The following is a 17,270-nucleotide window of genomic DNA, read 5'->3' on the forward strand; positions in this document are numbered from 1 at the left end:
TATACCCCCGGTGTATACGCCGGGGGTATAGTCAGCCGCCATGGTCGGCCTGTGGTGGCCCCGAGGCAGGGGTGCGTGGGCGCGTTTCGCGTTCACGGCTGCCGGTGTGGCCGTTGGCGTCACGGTTCTGATGCTGTGTCTCACGGCCCAAAGTGCTTTGCAGGGCCGTTCTGACCGTTCGGCGTGGCAGTACACACGCGCGGACACGCCTGGTTCCGGTGACGTGCGGTGGTTGACCGTCACCGACTACTTCCGCGGCGAGCAGATGCTGCGGATCCACGTGGCCGATGTCGATGCCGACTCGCCACAGCCTCCTGGTTTCTCGCTGCCCGGTCCCGGTGAAGTCGTTGCCTCACCGGCGATGCAGCGGTTGTTCGAGTCCACTCCGGACGATCAGCTCGATGATCGCTATCCGGGCGAGGTCGTCGGCACGATCCCGGTGGACGTGCTGGCCTACCCCGAGCAACTCGTCGCAGTGGTCGGTGGGCAGGTTCCCGGCATGTTCCAGGTCTCGGGGATCGCGGTCGAACCCGATCACGCGTTCTTCATGTTCGCGCGGGTCCTCCTCGGCATCGCGGCGCTGCTGCTGCTCCTGCCGGTCGCGGTGTTCGTGGCGATGGCGACCAGAATCGCCGCGGCCCAACGGGAACGGCGCCTGGCCGCGCTTCGGCTGGTCGGCGCGACCCGGTTGCAGACGGCGTCGATCGCGGCCGGCGAGACGGGGATCGCAGCGGTGGCCGGCACGGTTCTCGGCTGGCTCACCTGTGAAGGCGGCCGGCGCTGGTTCGCCTCTTCGCTGACCTACCAGGGCTTCCACTTCCACGCCGCGGACGTGCGCGCGCCGTTGTTCGTGCTGGTCGTGGTGCCACTGCTGGCGGTCGCGGTGTCCGTGATCTCGTTGCACCGCGTGAACATCGGCCCGCTCGGGGTGCTGCGCCGGGCCGCTGCCAAGCCTCCGCGGGCGTTGCGGGTGTTGCCTCTCGTGGTCGGGCTCGGCGGCCTGTTCCTGATCACGTACACCGATGTGGCGGGGTTCGACGAGCTGACCCCGTTGTTCCTGATCGCGACCATGGTGGGCGTCGCAGTCGTCGGCCCGTGGGTGTGCCTGCAGGTCGGACGGCTGCTGGCCAGGGCTTCGAGTGCCACCACGGTGCTGGCCGCGCGCCGGATCGAGCACGACCCCAAAGCGTCGTTCCGCGCGGCGAGCGCGCTGGTGTTCGCGGCCTTCGCGGCGACGTACCTGAGCGGCCTGGTCAGCGCGTACGGCGACGACCCCGGCACCGCGACCCCGCCGGGTTTGGTGACCGTGTTCGACGGCCGCGACCGCGAGATCGTCAGCAACGGCACGGTGGAGGACGAGGAACGCATCCGCACCCGAGAAGCCGTTGCCGCACCTCGGGCCATCATCAACACCCGCCGCGAGTTCGTGCTGCGCGAGCAACGCCTGTGGGACGACGTCGAAACCGCCGTGCACTTCGCCGTCGCTGTCGTGGTGGTGGTCGCGGGCTGTGGTCTCGCGGCGGGCGCGGTGGGAGGCGTGCTCGAACGGCGCCGGTCGTTCGCGCTGCTGCGGGCGGCGGGCACGACCGTGGGTCAGTTGCGACGGGTCGTGCTGCTGGAGACCGGAGTGCCGTTGGTGGCGATGACCGGGCTCGGGGTGGTGCTGGGCGTGGTCACGTTGCTCGCGACGAAGGGACCGCTGCCGACGCCCAGGTTCGCCGGGGTGGTGGTCAGCGGGCTGGCGGTGGCGTTGCTCATCGCTGCTACACCGCTCGTCCTGCTTCGGCAGTCCACTGGTGAAGCGGCGATCATGGGCAGATGACTCCGCCGTGGCCGTTGGCTGGACATCAGCCCACGGTGTCGAGCGGCCACGACGGGTGCGTCCAACTGCCCCGGAAGTGGGAGCCCGCGGCTACGTCTCGTCACCGGATCTCGTTACCTGCCCGGCGCCGTGAGGTGGCCGAATCGAGACCGTGAACGCCGCGAAACGTGGACGTAACAACCTCGGCCCGACAGTTCACCTCCGCGAAACGTTCGGCGTAAGTGCGCGAAACCTGACATCTCGATGCTCCCTGCAACCGACGTGCAGTGGAGGTCGAAGTGGATACAGGGGACACCGCCTGGGTGCTCACCAGCGCCGCATTGGTGCTGCTGATGACGCCGGGCCTCGCCTTCTTCTACGGAGGCATGGTCCGTTCGAAGAGCGTGCTCAACATGATGATGATGAGCCTGGGCGCCATGGCTGTGGTGGGTGTCCTCTGGGTGCTGTTCGGGTACTCGACGGCATTTGGCGCCGACGTCGGCGCCGGTTTGGTGGGCAAGCCGTTCGAGTTCTTCGGCCTTGACGGGCTGCTGGGTGCCGACTCGCTCGCGGGCAAGATCCCGAGCACGGTGTTCGTGGCGTTCCAGGCGATGTTCGCGATCATCACGGTCGCGCTGATCTCCGGTGCCATCGCGGACCGCGCCCGGTTCGGACCCTGGCTGCTGTTCGCGGGCCTGTGGGCGACGATCGTGTACTTCCCGGTCGCGCACTGGGTGTTCGACTTCGACGGCAAGGACGCGGCCGGCAACGTCGTCGATCCCGGTGGCTGGATCGCCAACAAGCTCCTCGCGATCGACTTCGCCGGTGGTACGGCAGTGCACATCAACGCCGGTGCGGCTGGTCTCGCGCTCGCGATCGTGCTCGGCAAGCGCGTCGGCTGGCCCAAGGAGCCGATGAAGCCGCACAGCCTGCCGCTGGTCGTGCTCGGCGCCGGTCTGCTGTGGTTCGGCTGGTTCGGGTTCAACGCCGGTTCGGCGCTGGGTGCCAACGGACTCGCTGGTGTCACGTTCATCAACACGCTCGTCGCCACCTGCGCGGCGATGCTCGGCTGGCTGCTCACGGAGCGCATCCGCGACGGCAAGGCCACCACGCTGGGTGCCGCCTCCGGTGTCATCGCCGGTCTGGTCGCGATCACGCCCGCCTGTTCCTCGGTCACCCCGATCGGTGCCATCGCGGTCGGTGCGATCACCGGTGTCCTGTGTGCCCTGGCCGTGTCGCTGAAGTACCGCTTCGGCTTCGACGACTCGCTCGACGTCGTCGGCGTGCACCTCGTCGGTGGTCTGTCCGGCACGATCCTGATCGGTCTGTTCGCCAGCGAGGCGGCCCCGGCCAAGATCAACGGTCTGTTCTACGGCGGTGGCTTCGACCAGCTGTGGCGCCAGGCCGTCGGTGCCTTCGCGGTGCTCGCCTACTCGTTCGTGCTGAGCCTCGCGCTCGGTTACCTGGTGAAGTTCACCGTCGGCTTCCGCGCGTCGGAAGAGGCCGAGGTCGCGAGCATCGACGAGGCTGAGCACGCTGAGCGCGCCTACGAGTACGGCAGCCTCACCAGTGCGCGTGGTACCGGCAAGCCGAGCGTGGCCGCTGGTGCGACCGCGGTCCTCGAGGGGAGCAACAAGAAATGAAGCTGGTCACCGCGATCATCAAGCCGTTCACGCTCGACGACGTGAAGGGCGCCCTGGAACAGCTCGGGGTGCTGGGCATGACCGTCAGCGAGGTGCAGGGCTACGGCCGCCAGAAGGGCCACACCGAGGTCTACCGCGGCGCCGAGTACTCGGTGGACTTCGTACCCAAGATCAAGATCGAGGTCGTCATCGACGACACGGCCGTCGAGAAGGTCCTGGAAGCGGTGGTCGAGGCCGCCCGCACCGGCAAGATCGGTGACGGCAAGGTCTGGGTCACTCCGGTCGAGACGGTCGTGCGCGTGCGCACGGGCGAACGCGGATCGGACGCGCTGTAACAACGCTTGGGGAGACGGTCCGTGGAGAACAACGAAACGGCCGTCGTCACGGCTGACGACCTGGTACGAGCACGCGAAAGGCTGCTCGTGCCAGGTCGTCGTCGCTTGGCCGCCGAACCACTGCGCGAGGCACTCGTGGACCTGCACGAGTTCTGGCTCACCAAACACGCGGGGGGAGCGGGGATATCCGGATCGGGTATCGCGCTCGTGGCGGTCGGCGGGCTGGGGCGGCGTGAGCTCGTGCCCTACTCCGACCTAGACCTTGTCCTGGTGCACAACGGCGTCAAGAACGTCGACGCCATCGCAGAGAAGCTCTGGTACCCGCTCTGGAACTCCGGCATCGGGCTCGACCACTCGGTCCGCACGGTCGGTGAAGCGCTGCGGGTCGCCGCCGGTGATCTGCGGACAGCGTTGGGACTGCTGGACCTCCGGCACATCGCGGGCGATCCCGAGGTGTCGCAGAAACTCGCCGAGGGGGCGCGCCAGGCGTGGCGCGGCAACGTCCGCAACCGGCTGGACGAGATCGCCGAGTCGTCGCAGAAGCGCTGGGGCCGCAGCGGCGAGATCGCACACCGTGTGGAACCCGACCTGAAGCACGGCCGTGGCGGGTTGCGGGACATCACGATCCTGGATGCGCTGTCGATCGCACAGGTCGTGGATCGGCCTTCCGCTGACGTGGATGAGGCCCGCAAACTGCTGTTGGACGTTCGCACCGAACTTCGCCGTGTGGCCAGGAAACCTCGTGACGTGCTGCGGGCACAGGACGGCGACGAGGTGGCGTCCGCGCTCGGTTTGGCCGACCGGTTCGCTTTGGCCCGTTCACTTTCTTCTGCCGCACGCACTGTCGTCTACGCGTTCGACGTTGCTGTGCGCACGGCTCGTGCCGCCGCGCCCAAGCGTGGGCTCGGGGCCTTCCTGAGGGGACAGCCGCCGCGTCGGCCGTTGGACGAAGGCGTTGTGCTGCACGGGTCTGAGGTCTCCCTCGCCCGTGACGCGATTCCCAGCCGTGACCCCGCGTTGTTGTTGCGCGTGGCCACGGCGGCGGCACGTTCGAAGCACCCGATCGCGACCGGTACGTTGTCCCGGCTCGCGGACTCGGCGCCGGAGCTGCGGCAGCCGTGGCCGCGTGAGGCCCGTGAGGAGCTGCTGGCGTTGCTGGGCAGCGGTAGCGGGCTCGTGGACGTCGTGGAAGCGTTGGACCGCACGGACTTGTGGGGCCGGCTGTTCCCCGAGTGGGGCGCGGTGCGGGACCTGCCGCCACGCGACGCCGCGCACATGTGGACGGTCGACCGGCACTTGGTGCAGACGGTCGCGCACGCGGCTCGTCTCGTGACCACGGTGGCGCGCCCGGATCTGCTGTTGCTGGGCGCGCTGGTCCACGACATCGGCAAGGGCCGGCAGCAGGACCACTCCGAGGTGGGCGCCGCGCTGGCGACCCAGATCGGGGAGCGGATCGGGTTGTGGCCGCAGGACGTCGAGACGCTGTCCGCGATGGTGCGGCACCACCTCCTGTTGCCGCACACCGCGACCCGGCGGGACGTCGAGGACGAGGCGACCGTGCACCGGGTGGTCGAAACGCTCGGCGGCGACCCGATCCTGCTGGAGCTGTTGTACGCCTTGGCGGAGGCCGATTCCCTCGCGACCGGCCCCGGCGTGTGGACCGACTGGAAGGCCGCGCTGCTGGCCGACCTGGTCGCGCGGTGCCGCAAGGCGATGGCCGGGGAGGCGTTGCCCAAACCGGAACCGCTGGATCCGACTTTTGTCGCCATGGCGGAACGTGTCGCGACATCAGGAAAGCCGGACGTGCTGCTGGAGAAGCAGGACCACGCGGCGATCGTGACGGTGCTCGCGCCGGACCTGCCCGGCCTGCTGTCCAAAGCCGCCGGCGTGCTCGCGTTGAACTCGCTGGAGGTCCACGCGGCGACGTTGCGCTCGCACGGCGGTGCCACGGTGGACGCCTTCACGGTGTCGCCGCGGTTCGGCTCGCTGCCGGACGCCTCACTGCTGCGCGAACAGCTGGCCAGGGCGATCGAGGGCTCGTTGCCGTTGGCGGACAAGCTCGCCGCGAAGGAACGCGACTACGGCGGCCCGCCGCTCGACCCGCCGCCCGCGAAGGTGCTGTGGTTCGACGACGAGGCGACCGGCGCGGTGGTGCTGGAACTGCGTGCCGCGGACCGGATCGGGCTGCTGCACCGGGTGGCGGGCGCGTTGGAGCAATGCGGCGCCGACGTGCGGTGGGCGCGCGTGTCCACGTTGGGCGCGACGGTCGTCGACTCGTTCAGCATCGCCGGCGACGACCTGGACCGGCGGCGGATCGAACGAGCGGTGCTCGACGCGGCCAAGTAGAGGTTGAGTAGCTCTACGCACAACCTCTCCGGGTGCTCACGCTCCTGCGCGCTTCCGGAACCGGGCAGTCTTCGTGGTGTCCGGAAAGCGTCCTCGAGGGGTGGATCGCTTCCCGGACGGGCAGAGGCGGTGGTGACGAGTGACGGGCCGGGGGAGGTACCGCGCACTCGCACCGCCGCCGGTGTTCCTCCTTGCATGACAACGAGACAGCTTCCTGGACAACGCTCGTGCGGTCCGGGCATGGTCGAGTTCTCGTTGTTCTGACTGGGGAGGAACAAAGTTGAGAACCGCAATGGTGGCCGCCGTCGTCGCGGCCCTGATCATTCCCGCCACCGCTCAAGCGGCTCCACTGGCCGTGGAGGACCTCGGCACATTGCCGGGTGATCTCCGGAGCGCCGCGATCGACATCAACGACTCCGGCACGATCGCCGGCGTCTCCTACGGCTCAGGCACCTCGCAGCACGCCGTGCGCTGGGACCGGTGGGACGGCATCAAGAAGCTCGCGGACCTCGGGTTCGACTCGCATGCGACAGCCATCAACCGCGACAACGTTGTCGTCGGTTATGCGGTGAACTCCGCGGGCGCCGCCCAAGCCGTGAAGTGGAATTCCACCGATGCGGTGGTGCAGCTGGCGGTGCCGGGCGCGACCAGCTCCGTGGCGTACGACGTCAACGACTCCGGCACCGTCGTCGGTACCGCCACGATCAACGGCGTCAGCCAGGCGGTGCTGTGGGAGTCGTGGGGTGACGTGACGGTCCTGGGTGCGGGCAGCGCGCACCACGTGGCCAACGGCAACACGGTCATCGGCAAGAGCGGCAACGACGTGGTCCGGTGGAGCCCGTCCGGCGTGCGGACCGTGCTCGACGCGGGCGAGTTCCTCGGTGCCAACCAACTCGGTGAGGCGACCGGAACCGTTGGCGGCAACGGCGTGCTGTGGCTGCGCAACAGCAAGACCCAGCTGGGTGCCGGCGCACGGCCGTTCGACATCAACGACAACGGATACGCGGTAGGGGACCTCTCGTCGCAGGCGATGCGGTGGGACGTCTTCACCGGTGGCGTCGAAACGCTGGCGCCGGCACCCTCCCGCGCGTCCGAGGTGAACAACTCCGGTGTCGTCGCGGGCACCGTCGGCACCGCCGCCGCGACCTGGAACATGGGCGGCACGCAAACCTTGTTGCCATCGCTGTCAGGTGCCGCACGTCACTCCGTGACGGGCCTGAGCGAGGTAGGCCTGGTCATCGGCGTCGCGACGTTCGCCAACGGCACGTACCGCGCGGTCGTCTGGCGCTGAAACCGCCGTGCATTTCGCCCGAAATCGGACCAAACTGAACGAGAAGGATGGTCAAGACGTCTTCTAGGACATGACCGCCGTGTTGAACACGCAGACCGCAGTCATCCGAGTGCAGCCGCGCTCGCTCGTAGTCCTCGCCGGAATCCCCGGCGCGGGCAAGACGACGCTGCTCACCCGCCTGGACGCGGACGAACCGGTCACCGTCCTCGACTCCGACCAGGTGCGCATGTGGCTGGAACCGCGCATGCCCCTGCCGTACAAGTACTGGCGCGTCTTCGTGCACCTCACACACCGGCTACGGGTCTTCTGGGCAGCCCTGTTCTCCGCGGGCCTGCTGGTGGTGCACGAACCGTCCACCCGCCCAGGCACCCGTTTCATGCTGGTACTGGCCGGCCTGCTGTCGGGGCGCTCCCGTCACTTCCTGTGGCTGGACGCCTCGGCGGCCCAGGCCCTGGACGGCCAGATCGCCCGCCGCCGCGTGGTGCGGACTCACGCTTTCGAGCGACACGTGCGCCGCGGCTCGTCGATGCGAGCCCAGTTCGAGGCGGGCTGGGTGCCCTTCGGCTTCGCGAGCGTGACGCTCCTCACCCGTGCGGGCACCTCGGGTGGTCTGCGCATCATGGTGTCGTGATCAAGGCCGTCCTCTTCGACTTCGCAGGCACCCTGTTCGGGCGTCCCACCTACCGCTGGCTCTCCCCACCCCACCTCACCGTGCTCCGCGCGCCGGCCCCGTTCATCGCTCGGATGAACGCCGCCGAACGCGCGGTGTGGGACGCCCGCGACCTGACACCGCTGGCCAACCGGTCGGCCTACCTGACCCTGTTCCGGCTGGCAGGGCTGACGATGACCGACGACCTGTTCCAACGGCTGCACAACCCGGCGTTCTGGCTGCCCTACTCCGACACCGCCGCCGCGTTGTCGCGCGTCCGGCCGCTGAAGGTCGGGGTGCTGAGCAACATCTCGTGGGACATCCGGCGGGTGTTCGCGCGCGAGTCGCTGTCGGTGGACGGGTTCGCGCTGTCGTTCGAGATCGGCGTCTCGAAGCCCTCGGCTCGTGCCTTCGAGGCCGCCTGCGTTCGTCTCGACGTTGCTCCGTCCGAGTGTTTGTACGTCGGCGACGACCCGGTGTCGGACGGGGCGGCGGTGTCGGCGGGGCTGCGGTTCGCGCAGATCTCGACGGCTCCGGTGGGGCGCCGCGAACCGGTGCTGCTGGAGGCTCTGGCGGCGCACGGGATCAGCTGATCCGCATCCTGGCTTCCTCGATGAGATCAGCGACGTCCTGACCTGTGCAGGACAGCGGATGAGCGAACCCGTCCGACGTGTCCCAGTACCGCACGGTGTGATCGGCTGAACCGGTGACGGCCAGGCCCTCCGTCGACCACAGCGCCGCGGTCACCCGTCCCGTGTGTCCGATCAACGCCGTGCGCTGACCACCTGTTCGTGAATCCCAGACGCGAGCGGTGTGGTCGTTGGACGACGTGAGGAGGCTGCGGCCGTCCGGTGACCAGGCGATGGTGTTGATCTCGTCCCTGTGCCCGGACAGCTCGGTGATCAGCGTGAGCTCGTTCGACAGGTGCAGGAGCGCGATGGTTCCGTCCGTCGCGCCGACCGCGAGCACGTCGCCGTGCCAGGCGGCTGAGGTGAACCGCTTGCCGGCGCGGTACGAGCACAGCGTGCGCTCGAGGGAGTTCACGGTGATCAGGTTGTCCTCGCCCGCGACCGCGAACACCTCACGATCGGGATGCCACGCCACCGCGCGCAGGAACCCGGAGTGCCGAGTCCACCCAGGAGAAGGGAGCAGGCGGCCGTCGCGGTCGTACACCCTGGGCAGCCAGGTGCGATCCCGTGAGGCGACCGCGATCCATTCCCCGTTCGACGACCACTGGGCGTCGTGGACACCGTCGAATGCGTCGGCCAGTCGCGCCACCGTGTTCAGGTCGCGGTCGAAGATCGTGACCGTGCCATCATCGACGCCGATCGCCAGCAGTTCTCCGTCCGGGGACCAGGCGAGCGATTCCGGACGGTAGCGCGGTTCGAGCACGCGTTCGTCGCGGAATCCCAGATCTAGCAACCACGTCCTCGGTAGATCTTTCGAGTCGTCCTTCTGTCCAACGGTCACCTGACCGGTGCGCGGGTCCAACGCCATCGCACTCACGGCGTCACGCGTGCTGGCCCACCGGTAACCGGGTTCCGATCCGATCTTCCACACCCGCTGCCCGCCGTCGTCCGCGACGGTCGCGAGCCGATCGCCGGCGTGCGACCACGCCACGTCGCACACACCTTGCCGATGGCCGCGCAAGCAGAGGACCTCCTGCGCGGTGACGGCGTCCCACACCCGCACGGTGCCGTCCGCGGAAGCGGTGGCGAGCCTCGTGCCGCTCGGTGACCAGGCCACCCTCCTCACCTGATCGGAGTGCCCCATCAGGACGACCTGGTCGCCCTCGCTGAAGATCACGCCATCGGCGTTCTGATCGCCGGTGGCGAACACCTCGGCATCGAAGGGGTGGAAGCGAACGGAGCGGACCGTGATACCGGCACGTGCCTCGAACCGGTGTTGCGCATCCTCAGGTCCGGTCAGCTCGATCAGGCCGTCGTCCCTGGCGATCGCGATCCACTCGGCGTCCGTCACGAAGTCCACGACGATGTCGGCGTCCCACAGACGGACCGGCTTGCCGCTCTCGTCGACGCTGCGCACCTCGCCGATGGGGTTTCTGCTGCGGCTGCCGACCTCCCACAGGTAGGCGCCACCATCCGCGCAGGCCACCAGCGCCTTCGTGCCCTGTCCGTCGAAGCGCACGGACCAGGGACGGTCCGGCAACGGGATGACCATGATCTCCCGTTCCTCGACGGGCGACCACATCCTCAACGTCTCGTCGGTCGCCACCGATGCGATGACCTCGCCGGTCGGTGACCACGCGACCGAGCGCACCCAGCCGGGATCGGTGCCGCGATGTTCCTGACCGTGCTGGAAGACGTGCAGGCACGCGCCCGTTTCGGCGTTCCACACCCGCACGGTGCCGTCCTTGGACCCGGTGACGAGTGCTGTGTCGTCGGGTGACCAGTCGACGCCCCAGACGCCTCCCGTGTGTCCGGTGAACGCCCGCAGGACGTGTGTGGAAGCCATGGCGCGCAACAAGCTGACTCGCCACTCGGTGAGGTCGGGTGCGTGCAGCAGCAGCCGGACGTTGAGGTCGTCACCCGCCAACGCGCGTAGTGCGTCGTCCGGATCCATGAACCTCGCTCGCCGTACCTCATCGTCAAGGCGTTGCTGCAACGAGCGGCTGAGCAGCTGTCGCGCGTTCTCGGAGAACTGGAAGGACCGCAGCGCGTCGTCCAGCTGCGGCCACAGTTCGGTGAACGATTCGTCGTTCGGCGACAGCACGCTCAGCAGTGAGGCGAGTCGCGATGGCGCGATGAGCTGATCGGGGTGCTTCACCCATTCCGCGGCGATGTCCTCGACCTCACGCCGTGCTCTGAGTGCTGCTTGGTCGCGTTCCAGCCCTTCCCGCAGCCGAGGCCAGTGCAGGAAGAGGCTTTCGTGCGCCACCTCGATCGACTGCTGGTTCGCGGTGAGCACGCGGTTGGTGATGAAGGGGTCGAGCAGCTCCCGGTCCTGCGCGGTGACGCCGTCGACCGCCACCGCCCGCTTGGTGAACTTGCCGGACTCGTCCACCGCCACCAGCAGCCGCAACGTGCGCAGCACTCGTCGTTCGGCTTCCCGTACCGGAGGCCACGAGCCGTCGTCGTCGCGCACCAGGTCCCGCGCCATCGCGAAGGCCTCGTCGGCCTGGCGCCGCAACACGTCCATGACGCGCCCGGACGCCTCGTACTCGGCTCGGGTGATCGAGCGCGGTGCGCGCAGGCCGTCGGGGTTCACGTGCCGCCACAGGTTCTCCAGCGCGAAGGCCAGCAGTGGCAACGACTCGCGGCTCGCGTCCTCCTGGATGAGGCCCAGCGCCGCGTCGTCGACCTGCCAGCCGCGGGCCCGCAGCGGTCCGTTGATCACCAGCGGGAGCTCGGCCTTGGCCAGGGGCATGACGAGGAAGTCGTCGCGGAAGAGCGGTTCGAAGTCTTCCCGGCGCATGAGCTCGTCGAGGAAGTCGGCGCGGACCGTGTAGACGACCCAGGCCTCGCCGCGGCTGGCCGCGACGAGGCGTCGCAGCAGTGCGCTGGAGTCGCCGATCAGCAGCTCCTCGGCCTGGTCGAGCACTACCAGCAGGCGGCCAGGACCTTCGATCGGGGGCAGCACGCCCTGGGACGGCGTGACCGGGCCGATGATCGTCCAGCCCGCGCGTCGCAGCAGCGGGATCAGGCCGGCGCGGACCAGCGACGACTTGCCGGCGCCGGACGGGCCGATCACCGCCATGGCGCCGGACTTCCGCGGTCCCAGCAGCGGTTCGGCGAGGCGCTGGACGTCCTCTTCACGGCCGAAGAAGAGCGAGGCCTGGTTCTCGTCGAACGCCTTCAAGCCGGGGAAGGGCGACGACGGCGGCGCTGCTTTGCCGACTCCGGCCCGGTCCAGGATCTTCAGCGCCGTCTTGAGCGCGGCTGCCAAGGAGGAGGCGTCGGTGTGGTCGACCTTCTGTGCTTGCAGATCGTTGAGGATCGCGCGGTTCTGGGAGAGGGCGCTGAAGAACTCGATGCACGGCGCCTGCGGTTTGAGCTCGCGGAACAGCGACGACTCCCAGGTGCACCACTCGGAGTACGCGCCGGGTGAGGTGACGACGATCAGGGCGTCGGCGCCGAGGAGTTCGCGGCGCAGGCTGTCCTTCCACGGCAGCGCGACGTCGGGGCCGGAGCCGGGCGCGGTGTACGCGTGCACGTCCTCGTAACCGGCGTCCTTCAGGGCGCCGTGCAGGTAGAGCGCGATCTCGTCGCCCTCGTCGTGACCGTGGTAGCTGAGGAAGATCCGACCCACGCGGAGCATCCTGCATCATTCGGGCATGAAAGAGGACCACTTCCGCGACCCCGGCGCACCGCGAGCGAACCGGTTGTGGCCGGTGGTGCAGGCCGCCGTGCGCACTGACGAGGGCCTTCTGCTGATCGAACGCGCGGACGACGGCTATTGGGCGTTGCCAGGCGGCCTGGTCGACGTGGGGGAGACCTTCGCGCACGCGGCGGTCAGAGAGGTGCGCGAGGAGACGGGGTACGAGGTCGAGGTGACCGGGCTCGTCGGGCTCTACTCGGATCCGGAGCACGTCACGTCCTACGACGACGGCACGGTCAGCCAGGAGTGCTCGATGGTCTTCCGTGCGCGCGTAGTAGGAGGGGTGAAAGCGGTCAGCGACGAGTCGACGCAGGTGCGGTTCGTCAAGGCTGAGGAGATCGAGAACCTCCGAATGCACCCGTCGATGCGACTGCGGGTGGAGCACGCGCTGGGGCCCGGTGGGGAGCCGTACCTCGGGTGAACGTGCGGTTAGCTAGTCTGGGAGGCGTGTTCTCCACGCTTTCCGACCGGCTGACCACGGTTCTCCAGGGCCTTCGCGGCAAGGGCCGGCTCAGCGACGCCGACATCGACGCGACCGCCCGCGAGATCAGGGTCGCCCTGCTCGAGGCCGACGTCGCGCTGCCCGTTGTGCGCAACTTCATCGCGAAGGTGAAGGAGCGCGCCAAGGGCGCCGAGGTCCACCAGGCGCTGAACCCGGCGCAGCAGGTCGTGAAGATCGTCAACGAGGAGCTCGTCAACGTCCTCGGTGGCGAGACGCGGCGGCTGAACCTCGCCAAGAACCCGCCGTCGGTGATCATGCTGGCGGGTCTGCAGGGTGCCGGTAAGACGACGCTCGCGGGCAAGCTGGCCAAGTGGCTCAAGGGCCAGGGCCACACGCCGTTGCTCGTCGCCGCCGACCTGCAGCGCCCCAACGCGGTGACGCAGCTCCAGGTCGTCGGTGAGCGCGCGGGCGTGCCCGTCTTCGCTCCCGAGCCCGGCAACGGCGTGGGCAACCCCGTCGAGGTCTCGCGCCTCGGCATCGCGGAGGCCAAGGCCAAGCAGCACGACATCGTCCTCGTCGACACGGCCGGCCGGCTCGGTGTCGACGAAGAGATGATGCAGCAGGCCATCGACATCCGGGCCGCGGTGAACCCGGACGAGATCCTGTTCGTCGTCGACGCCATGGTCGGTCAGGACGCGATCAACACCGCCACGGCGTTCCGCGACGGTGTCGGTTTCACCGGTGTCGTGCTGACCAAGCTCGACGGCGACGCCCGCGGTGGTGCCGCGCTGTCGGTCCGCGAGGTCACCGGCCAGCCGATCCTCTTCGCGTCCAACGGCGAGAAGCTCGAGGACTTCGACGTCTTCCACCCCGACCGGATGGCGTCGCGCATCCTCGGCATGGGTGACGTCCTCACGCTGATCGAGCAGGCAGAGCAGCACTTCGACCAGGACCAGGCCGAGAAGGCCGCGGCGAAGCTGCACTCCGGCCAGTTGACGCTCGAGGACTTCCTGGAGCAGATGCTCGCGATCCGCAAGATGGGCCCGATCGCGAACCTGCTCGGCATGCTTCCCGGCGCCGGTCAGATGAAGGACCAGCTGGGGATGCTGGACGAGAAGCACCTCGACCGCATCCAGGCGATCATCCGCGGCATGACCCCGGCCGAGCGGGACGACCCGAAGATCATCAACGGCTCCCGCCGGCTGCGCATCGCGAACGGCTCCGGCGTCAAGGTCAGCGACGTCAACGACCTGGTCAACCGCTTCTTCGAGGCCCGCAAGATGATGGCGTCGATGGCCGGCCGGATGGGCTTCGGCGGCGGTGGCGGCAGCAAGACCCGCAAGGGCAAGAAGGGGAAGAAGGGCAAGGGCGGACGCGGCCCGACGCCCCCGAAGGTCAAGGGCGGCTTCCCCGCCGGCATGTTCCCCGGCGGCATGCCGGGCATGCCTCCCGGCGGGATCCCCGGCATGCCTCCCGGCGGCCTGCCCAACCTCGGCGGCGGCATGAACGAGCTCCCGCCCGGCTTCGACCCGTCGAAGTTCAAGTTCGACGGGGACGACAAGAAGAAGTGACCATGCACCTGCGCGGCGTCGTCCTCCCGGACGGCGAGCCGCGCGACCTGTGGGTCGTCAACGGCCGTGTGCGCACCCAGCCGGTGCCGAACGCACAGACCGTGGTCGACGGCGGGTTCCTGGTTCCGGGCCTGGTCGACGCGCACTGCCACGTCGGCCTGGGCTCCAAGGGCGGCGTCGAGCTGCCCGAAGCCGTCGAGCAGGCGCTGACGGACCGCGACGCGGGCACGTTGCTGATCCGCGACTGCGGTTCGCCGATCGACACCACGCCGTTGCAGGAGCGCCTGGACCTGCCGCGGATCATCCGCGCGGGCCGCCACATCGCCCGCCCGAAGCGCTACCTCCCGCACATCGGCGTGGAGATCGAGTCGGACCTGGCCTCAGCCGTGGCAGAACAGGCCGCGTACGGCGACGGCTGGGTCAAGCTCGTCGGCGACTGGATCGACCGCGACGCGGGCGATCTCGCTCCACTGTGGACGGACGACGAGCTGGCGCAGGCCATCAAGGTCGCTCACGACACCGGTGCCAAGGTCACGGCCCACGTGTTCGGCGAGGACGCCCTGCCCGGCCTGATCAACGCGGGCATCGACTGCATCGAGCACGGCACCGGCCTGACCGACGACACCATCTCGCTGATGGCCGCGCAGGGCACCGCGCTGGTGCCCACGCTGATCAACATCGAGACCTTCCCCGGCATCGCGGACAAGGCCGGCAAGTACCCCGCGTACGCGAACCACATGCGTGACCTGCACGCCCGTGTGTCCACGACCGTCTCGTCGGCCATCGAGGCGGGCGTGCCCGTCTACGCGGGCACCGACGCGGGCGGCGGCATCCAGCACGGCCGCATCGTCGACGAGATCGCCGCGTTGCACCGCGTGGGCATGAGCGCCGTGGACGCCATCGGTGCCGCGTCGTGGAACGCCCGCGAGTGGCTCGGCTTCCCGTCGCTGACCGAAGGCGCGGCCGCGGACATCGTGGTCTACGACGAGGATCCGCGGGAGAACCTCGATGTCCTGCGGACGCCGCGCATGATCATGCTCAGGGGCCGGATCCACTAGCTCTCGAACTGGGCCATCGCGCCGGTCTGGTACGAGCCGCCCTTCTGCTGCGTGATCACGGCCATCCGGTTGGCGGCGTTGATGAGGCCGACCAGGCACACGAGAGCGGCCGTCTGCTCGTCGTCGTAGTGCTTGCGCACGTTGTCCCAGGTCTCATCGCTCACGCCCTCACGCGTGAGCAGCGTGCCCTCCTCCGCGAACGCCAGCGCGGCCTGTTCGGCCTCGGTGAACACGGTCGTCTCACGCCACCCGGCGACCAGGTGCAGCCGCAGCGGGTCCTCGCCCGCCGCGATGGCCTCCTTGACGTGCATGTCGAGGCAGAAGCCGCAGCCGTTCAGCTGGCTGGCCCGCAGGCTCACCAGTTCGGCGGTGAGCGTCGGCAGCGACGTCTGGTGGACCGCCTGGCCGAGCCCGGCGAACCTCTTCGCGATCTTGGCGCCGGTCGTGGTGCCGAAAAGGTTGAAGCGGGGTTCCATGATTTCCTCCTCGTGGCTTTCGAACGACCATGAGATGCCGCTGCCGCTTCGCCTGTGACAGCTCGTTTCTGTGACCCATGCCACTGTCACAAGCCGCAGTTCGCCGGTGTCTCATGGGGAGGCCCGTTCCCAGGAGGAGATCAATGCCGGACGCCACCGACACCTTCGTCAGCCACCGCAACCTGCTCTTCACGATCGCCTACGAGATGCTCGGCTCGGCCGCCGACGCCGAGGACGTGCTGCAGGAGACGTGGCTCAAGTGGTCCGGCGTAGACCTCGGCGTAGTGGAGAACCAGCGCGCCTACCTGGTCCGCATCGTCACCCGCCAGGCCCTGACCCGGCTGCGCACACTGGGCCGCCGCAAGGAGTCCTACGTCGGCTCGTGGCTCCCTGAACCACTGCTGACCACCCCGGACGTCGCCGAGGACGTGGAACTGGCCGACAGCGTCTCGATGGCGATGATGCTCGTCCTCGAAACCCTGACCCCGACCGAACGCGCCGTGTTCGTGCTGCGCGAAGTCTTCGACCTGGACTACGACGAGATCGCCGCCGCCGTCGACAAGAACCCCGCGGCGGTCCGCCAGATCGCCCACCGGGCCCGCTCGCACGTGGCCTCGCGCCGCCCGCGCGAGGCGGTCACCCAGAACGAGACCCGCGACGCGCTGGCAGCGTTCCAGCGCGCCGCCGAAACCGGCGATCTGCAAGGCCTGCTCGACCTTCTCGCACCGGACGTCGTGTTCCTCGGCGACGGCGGCGGTGTGAAGCAGGCGGTGCCGCGCCCGGTCGTCGGTGCCGGCAAGGTGGCCCGCATGCTGCTCGGCGGCCTGCTCAAGGTCTCGGACTGGACGATGGAACCGGCCAGCGCCAACGGGCACCCGGCGCTGATCGTCAGGTTCGGCGGCGAGCTGGACACCGTGATCGCGGTGCGCATCGACGGCGGGCGGATCAGCGGGCTCTACGCGGTGCGCAACCCCGAGAAGCTGTCGCACATGGAGGAGGAGACGGCCCTGCGCCGCTGAGGCCTGGCCAGGTTCGCTGGACGCCTGCGCGGCGAAGCCGGACCCGGCGAACCAAGCCCCTCAACTGCGCGCACCCCAGCGCCCGACCGGCTGACACCAGGTTTAGTAGCAGCGTTTGTCCGCCGATCCGTATCACCAGGAGCAAGGACATCCGGCGGGACCCGATCTGACCATCTTTTGGCCAGATGCTTGGCCCGGTTTCCGTCGGTGCCGCACAGTAGCCTCGGATTCGGGGGCGGCAGCACTCCCCCAAGGGGGCTCGCGGTCCCCACTCCAAGCGTATCGCGAGGCACCGACAGCG

13 protein-coding genes are annotated in these 17,270 nt (G+C 68.9%); 11 read left to right on the forward strand and 2 right to left on the reverse strand.

The features are described from left to right. Positions 1-40: 40 nt before the first annotated feature. The 7 genes from ACWGE0_RS17725 to ACWGE0_RS17755 all read left to right on the forward strand — a co-directional run bounded on the left by ACWGE0_RS17725 (position 41) and on the right by ACWGE0_RS17755 (position 8,658). Positions 41-1,822, forward strand: a complete 1,782-nt coding sequence (locus ACWGE0_RS17725) for an FtsX-like permease family protein (RefSeq protein WP_452261952.1) — start codon at positions 41-43, stop codon at positions 1,820-1,822. 278 nt (positions 1,823-2,100) lie between these two features. Then, positions 2,101-3,444, forward strand: coding sequence for an ammonium transporter (locus ACWGE0_RS17730; protein ID WP_452261953.1), 1,344 nt, complete (start codon positions 2,101-2,103; stop codon positions 3,442-3,444). Continuing rightward, positions 3,441-3,779: a P-II family nitrogen regulator gene (locus ACWGE0_RS17735; protein ID WP_030479675.1), complete on the forward strand. Its 339-nt coding sequence runs from the start codon at positions 3,441-3,443 to the stop codon at positions 3,777-3,779. The genes ACWGE0_RS17730 and ACWGE0_RS17735 overlap by 4 nt, the downstream gene beginning before the upstream one ends. Before the next feature lie 21 nt (positions 3,780-3,800). Next, positions 3,801-6,125, forward strand: a complete 2,325-nt coding sequence (locus ACWGE0_RS17740; RefSeq protein ID WP_452261954.1) for a [protein-PII] uridylyltransferase — start codon at positions 3,801-3,803, stop codon at positions 6,123-6,125. 280 nt (positions 6,126-6,405) lie between these two features. Next, entirely contained in the window at positions 6,406-7,416 is a 1,011-nt protein-coding gene (locus ACWGE0_RS17745) for a hypothetical protein (RefSeq protein WP_452261955.1), read from the forward strand. A gap of 70 nt (positions 7,417-7,486) precedes the next feature. After that, positions 7,487-8,047: an AAA family ATPase gene (locus ACWGE0_RS17750; RefSeq protein ID WP_452261956.1), complete on the forward strand. Its 561-nt coding sequence runs from the start codon at positions 7,487-7,489 to the stop codon at positions 8,045-8,047. Further along, positions 8,044-8,658, forward strand: coding sequence for an HAD family hydrolase (locus ACWGE0_RS17755; protein ID WP_319970178.1), 615 nt, complete (start codon positions 8,044-8,046; stop codon positions 8,656-8,658). Before ACWGE0_RS17750 ends, ACWGE0_RS17755 begins: the two co-directional genes overlap by 4 nt. Here ACWGE0_RS17755 and ACWGE0_RS17760 read toward each other — a convergent pair. Then, positions 8,651-12,334, reverse strand: coding sequence for an nSTAND1 domain-containing NTPase (locus ACWGE0_RS17760; RefSeq protein ID WP_452261957.1), 3,684 nt, complete (start codon positions 12,332-12,334; stop codon positions 8,651-8,653). The genes ACWGE0_RS17755 and ACWGE0_RS17760 overlap by 8 nt on opposite strands. A gap of 25 nt (positions 12,335-12,359) precedes the next feature. On the opposite strand from ACWGE0_RS17760, the gene ACWGE0_RS17765 reads away from it, so the two are divergent. Genes ACWGE0_RS17765 through ACWGE0_RS17775 form a run of 3 tightly spaced genes read left to right on the forward strand, consistent with a single transcriptional unit; the run spans position 12,360 to position 15,474 of the window. After that, positions 12,360-12,824: an NUDIX hydrolase gene (locus ACWGE0_RS17765; RefSeq protein ID WP_452261958.1), complete on the forward strand. Its 465-nt coding sequence runs from the start codon at positions 12,360-12,362 to the stop codon at positions 12,822-12,824. A gap of 26 nt (positions 12,825-12,850) precedes the next feature. Next, positions 12,851-14,416, forward strand: a complete 1,566-nt coding sequence (gene ffh, locus ACWGE0_RS17770; protein WP_452261959.1) for a signal recognition particle protein — start codon at positions 12,851-12,853, stop codon at positions 14,414-14,416. A 2-nt stretch (positions 14,417-14,418) separates the two neighbouring features. Next, on the forward strand, positions 14,419-15,474 hold the full coding sequence (locus tag ACWGE0_RS17775) for an amidohydrolase family protein (protein ID WP_452261960.1): 1,056 nt from the start codon (positions 14,419-14,421) through the stop codon (positions 15,472-15,474). Here ACWGE0_RS17775 and ACWGE0_RS17780 read toward each other — a convergent pair. After that, a complete protein-coding gene (locus tag ACWGE0_RS17780) occupies positions 15,471-15,950 on the reverse strand; it encodes a carboxymuconolactone decarboxylase family protein (protein ID WP_452261961.1) in 480 nt (159 codons plus the stop codon). The two genes, ACWGE0_RS17775 and ACWGE0_RS17780, sit on opposite strands and share 4 nt — an antisense overlap. 143 nt (positions 15,951-16,093) lie before the next feature. Between ACWGE0_RS17780 and ACWGE0_RS17785 the strand changes: the two genes are divergently transcribed. Next, entirely contained in the window at positions 16,094-16,969 is an 876-nt protein-coding gene (locus ACWGE0_RS17785; RefSeq protein ID WP_452261962.1) for an RNA polymerase sigma-70 factor, read from the forward strand. The last annotated feature ends 301 nt before the right edge of the window (positions 16,970-17,270 follow it).

Source organism: Lentzea sp. NPDC054927 (genome assembly GCF_053610285.1).

Coding starts and splice junctions, on each gene's coding strand:
- ACWGE0_RS17725 (WP_452261952.1), top strand. CDS start 41: ATGGTCGGCCTGTGGTGGCCCCGAGGCAGGGGTGCGTGGGCGCGTTTC.
- ACWGE0_RS17735 (WP_030479675.1), top strand. CDS start 3,441: ATGAAGCTGGTCACCGCGATCATCAAGCCGTTCACGCTCGACGACGTG.
- ACWGE0_RS17750 (WP_452261956.1), top strand. CDS start 7,487: ATGACCGCCGTGTTGAACACGCAGACCGCAGTCATCCGAGTGCAGCCG.
- ACWGE0_RS17765 (WP_452261958.1), top strand. CDS start 12,360: ATGAAAGAGGACCACTTCCGCGACCCCGGCGCACCGCGAGCGAACCGG.
- ACWGE0_RS17775 (WP_452261960.1), top strand. CDS start 14,419: ATGCACCTGCGCGGCGTCGTCCTCCCGGACGGCGAGCCGCGCGACCTG.
- ACWGE0_RS17780 (WP_452261961.1), bottom strand. CDS start 15,950: ATGGAACCCCGCTTCAACCTTTTCGGCACCACGACCGGCGCCAAGATC.
- ACWGE0_RS17785 (WP_452261962.1), top strand. CDS start 16,094: ATGCCGGACGCCACCGACACCTTCGTCAGCCACCGCAACCTGCTCTTC.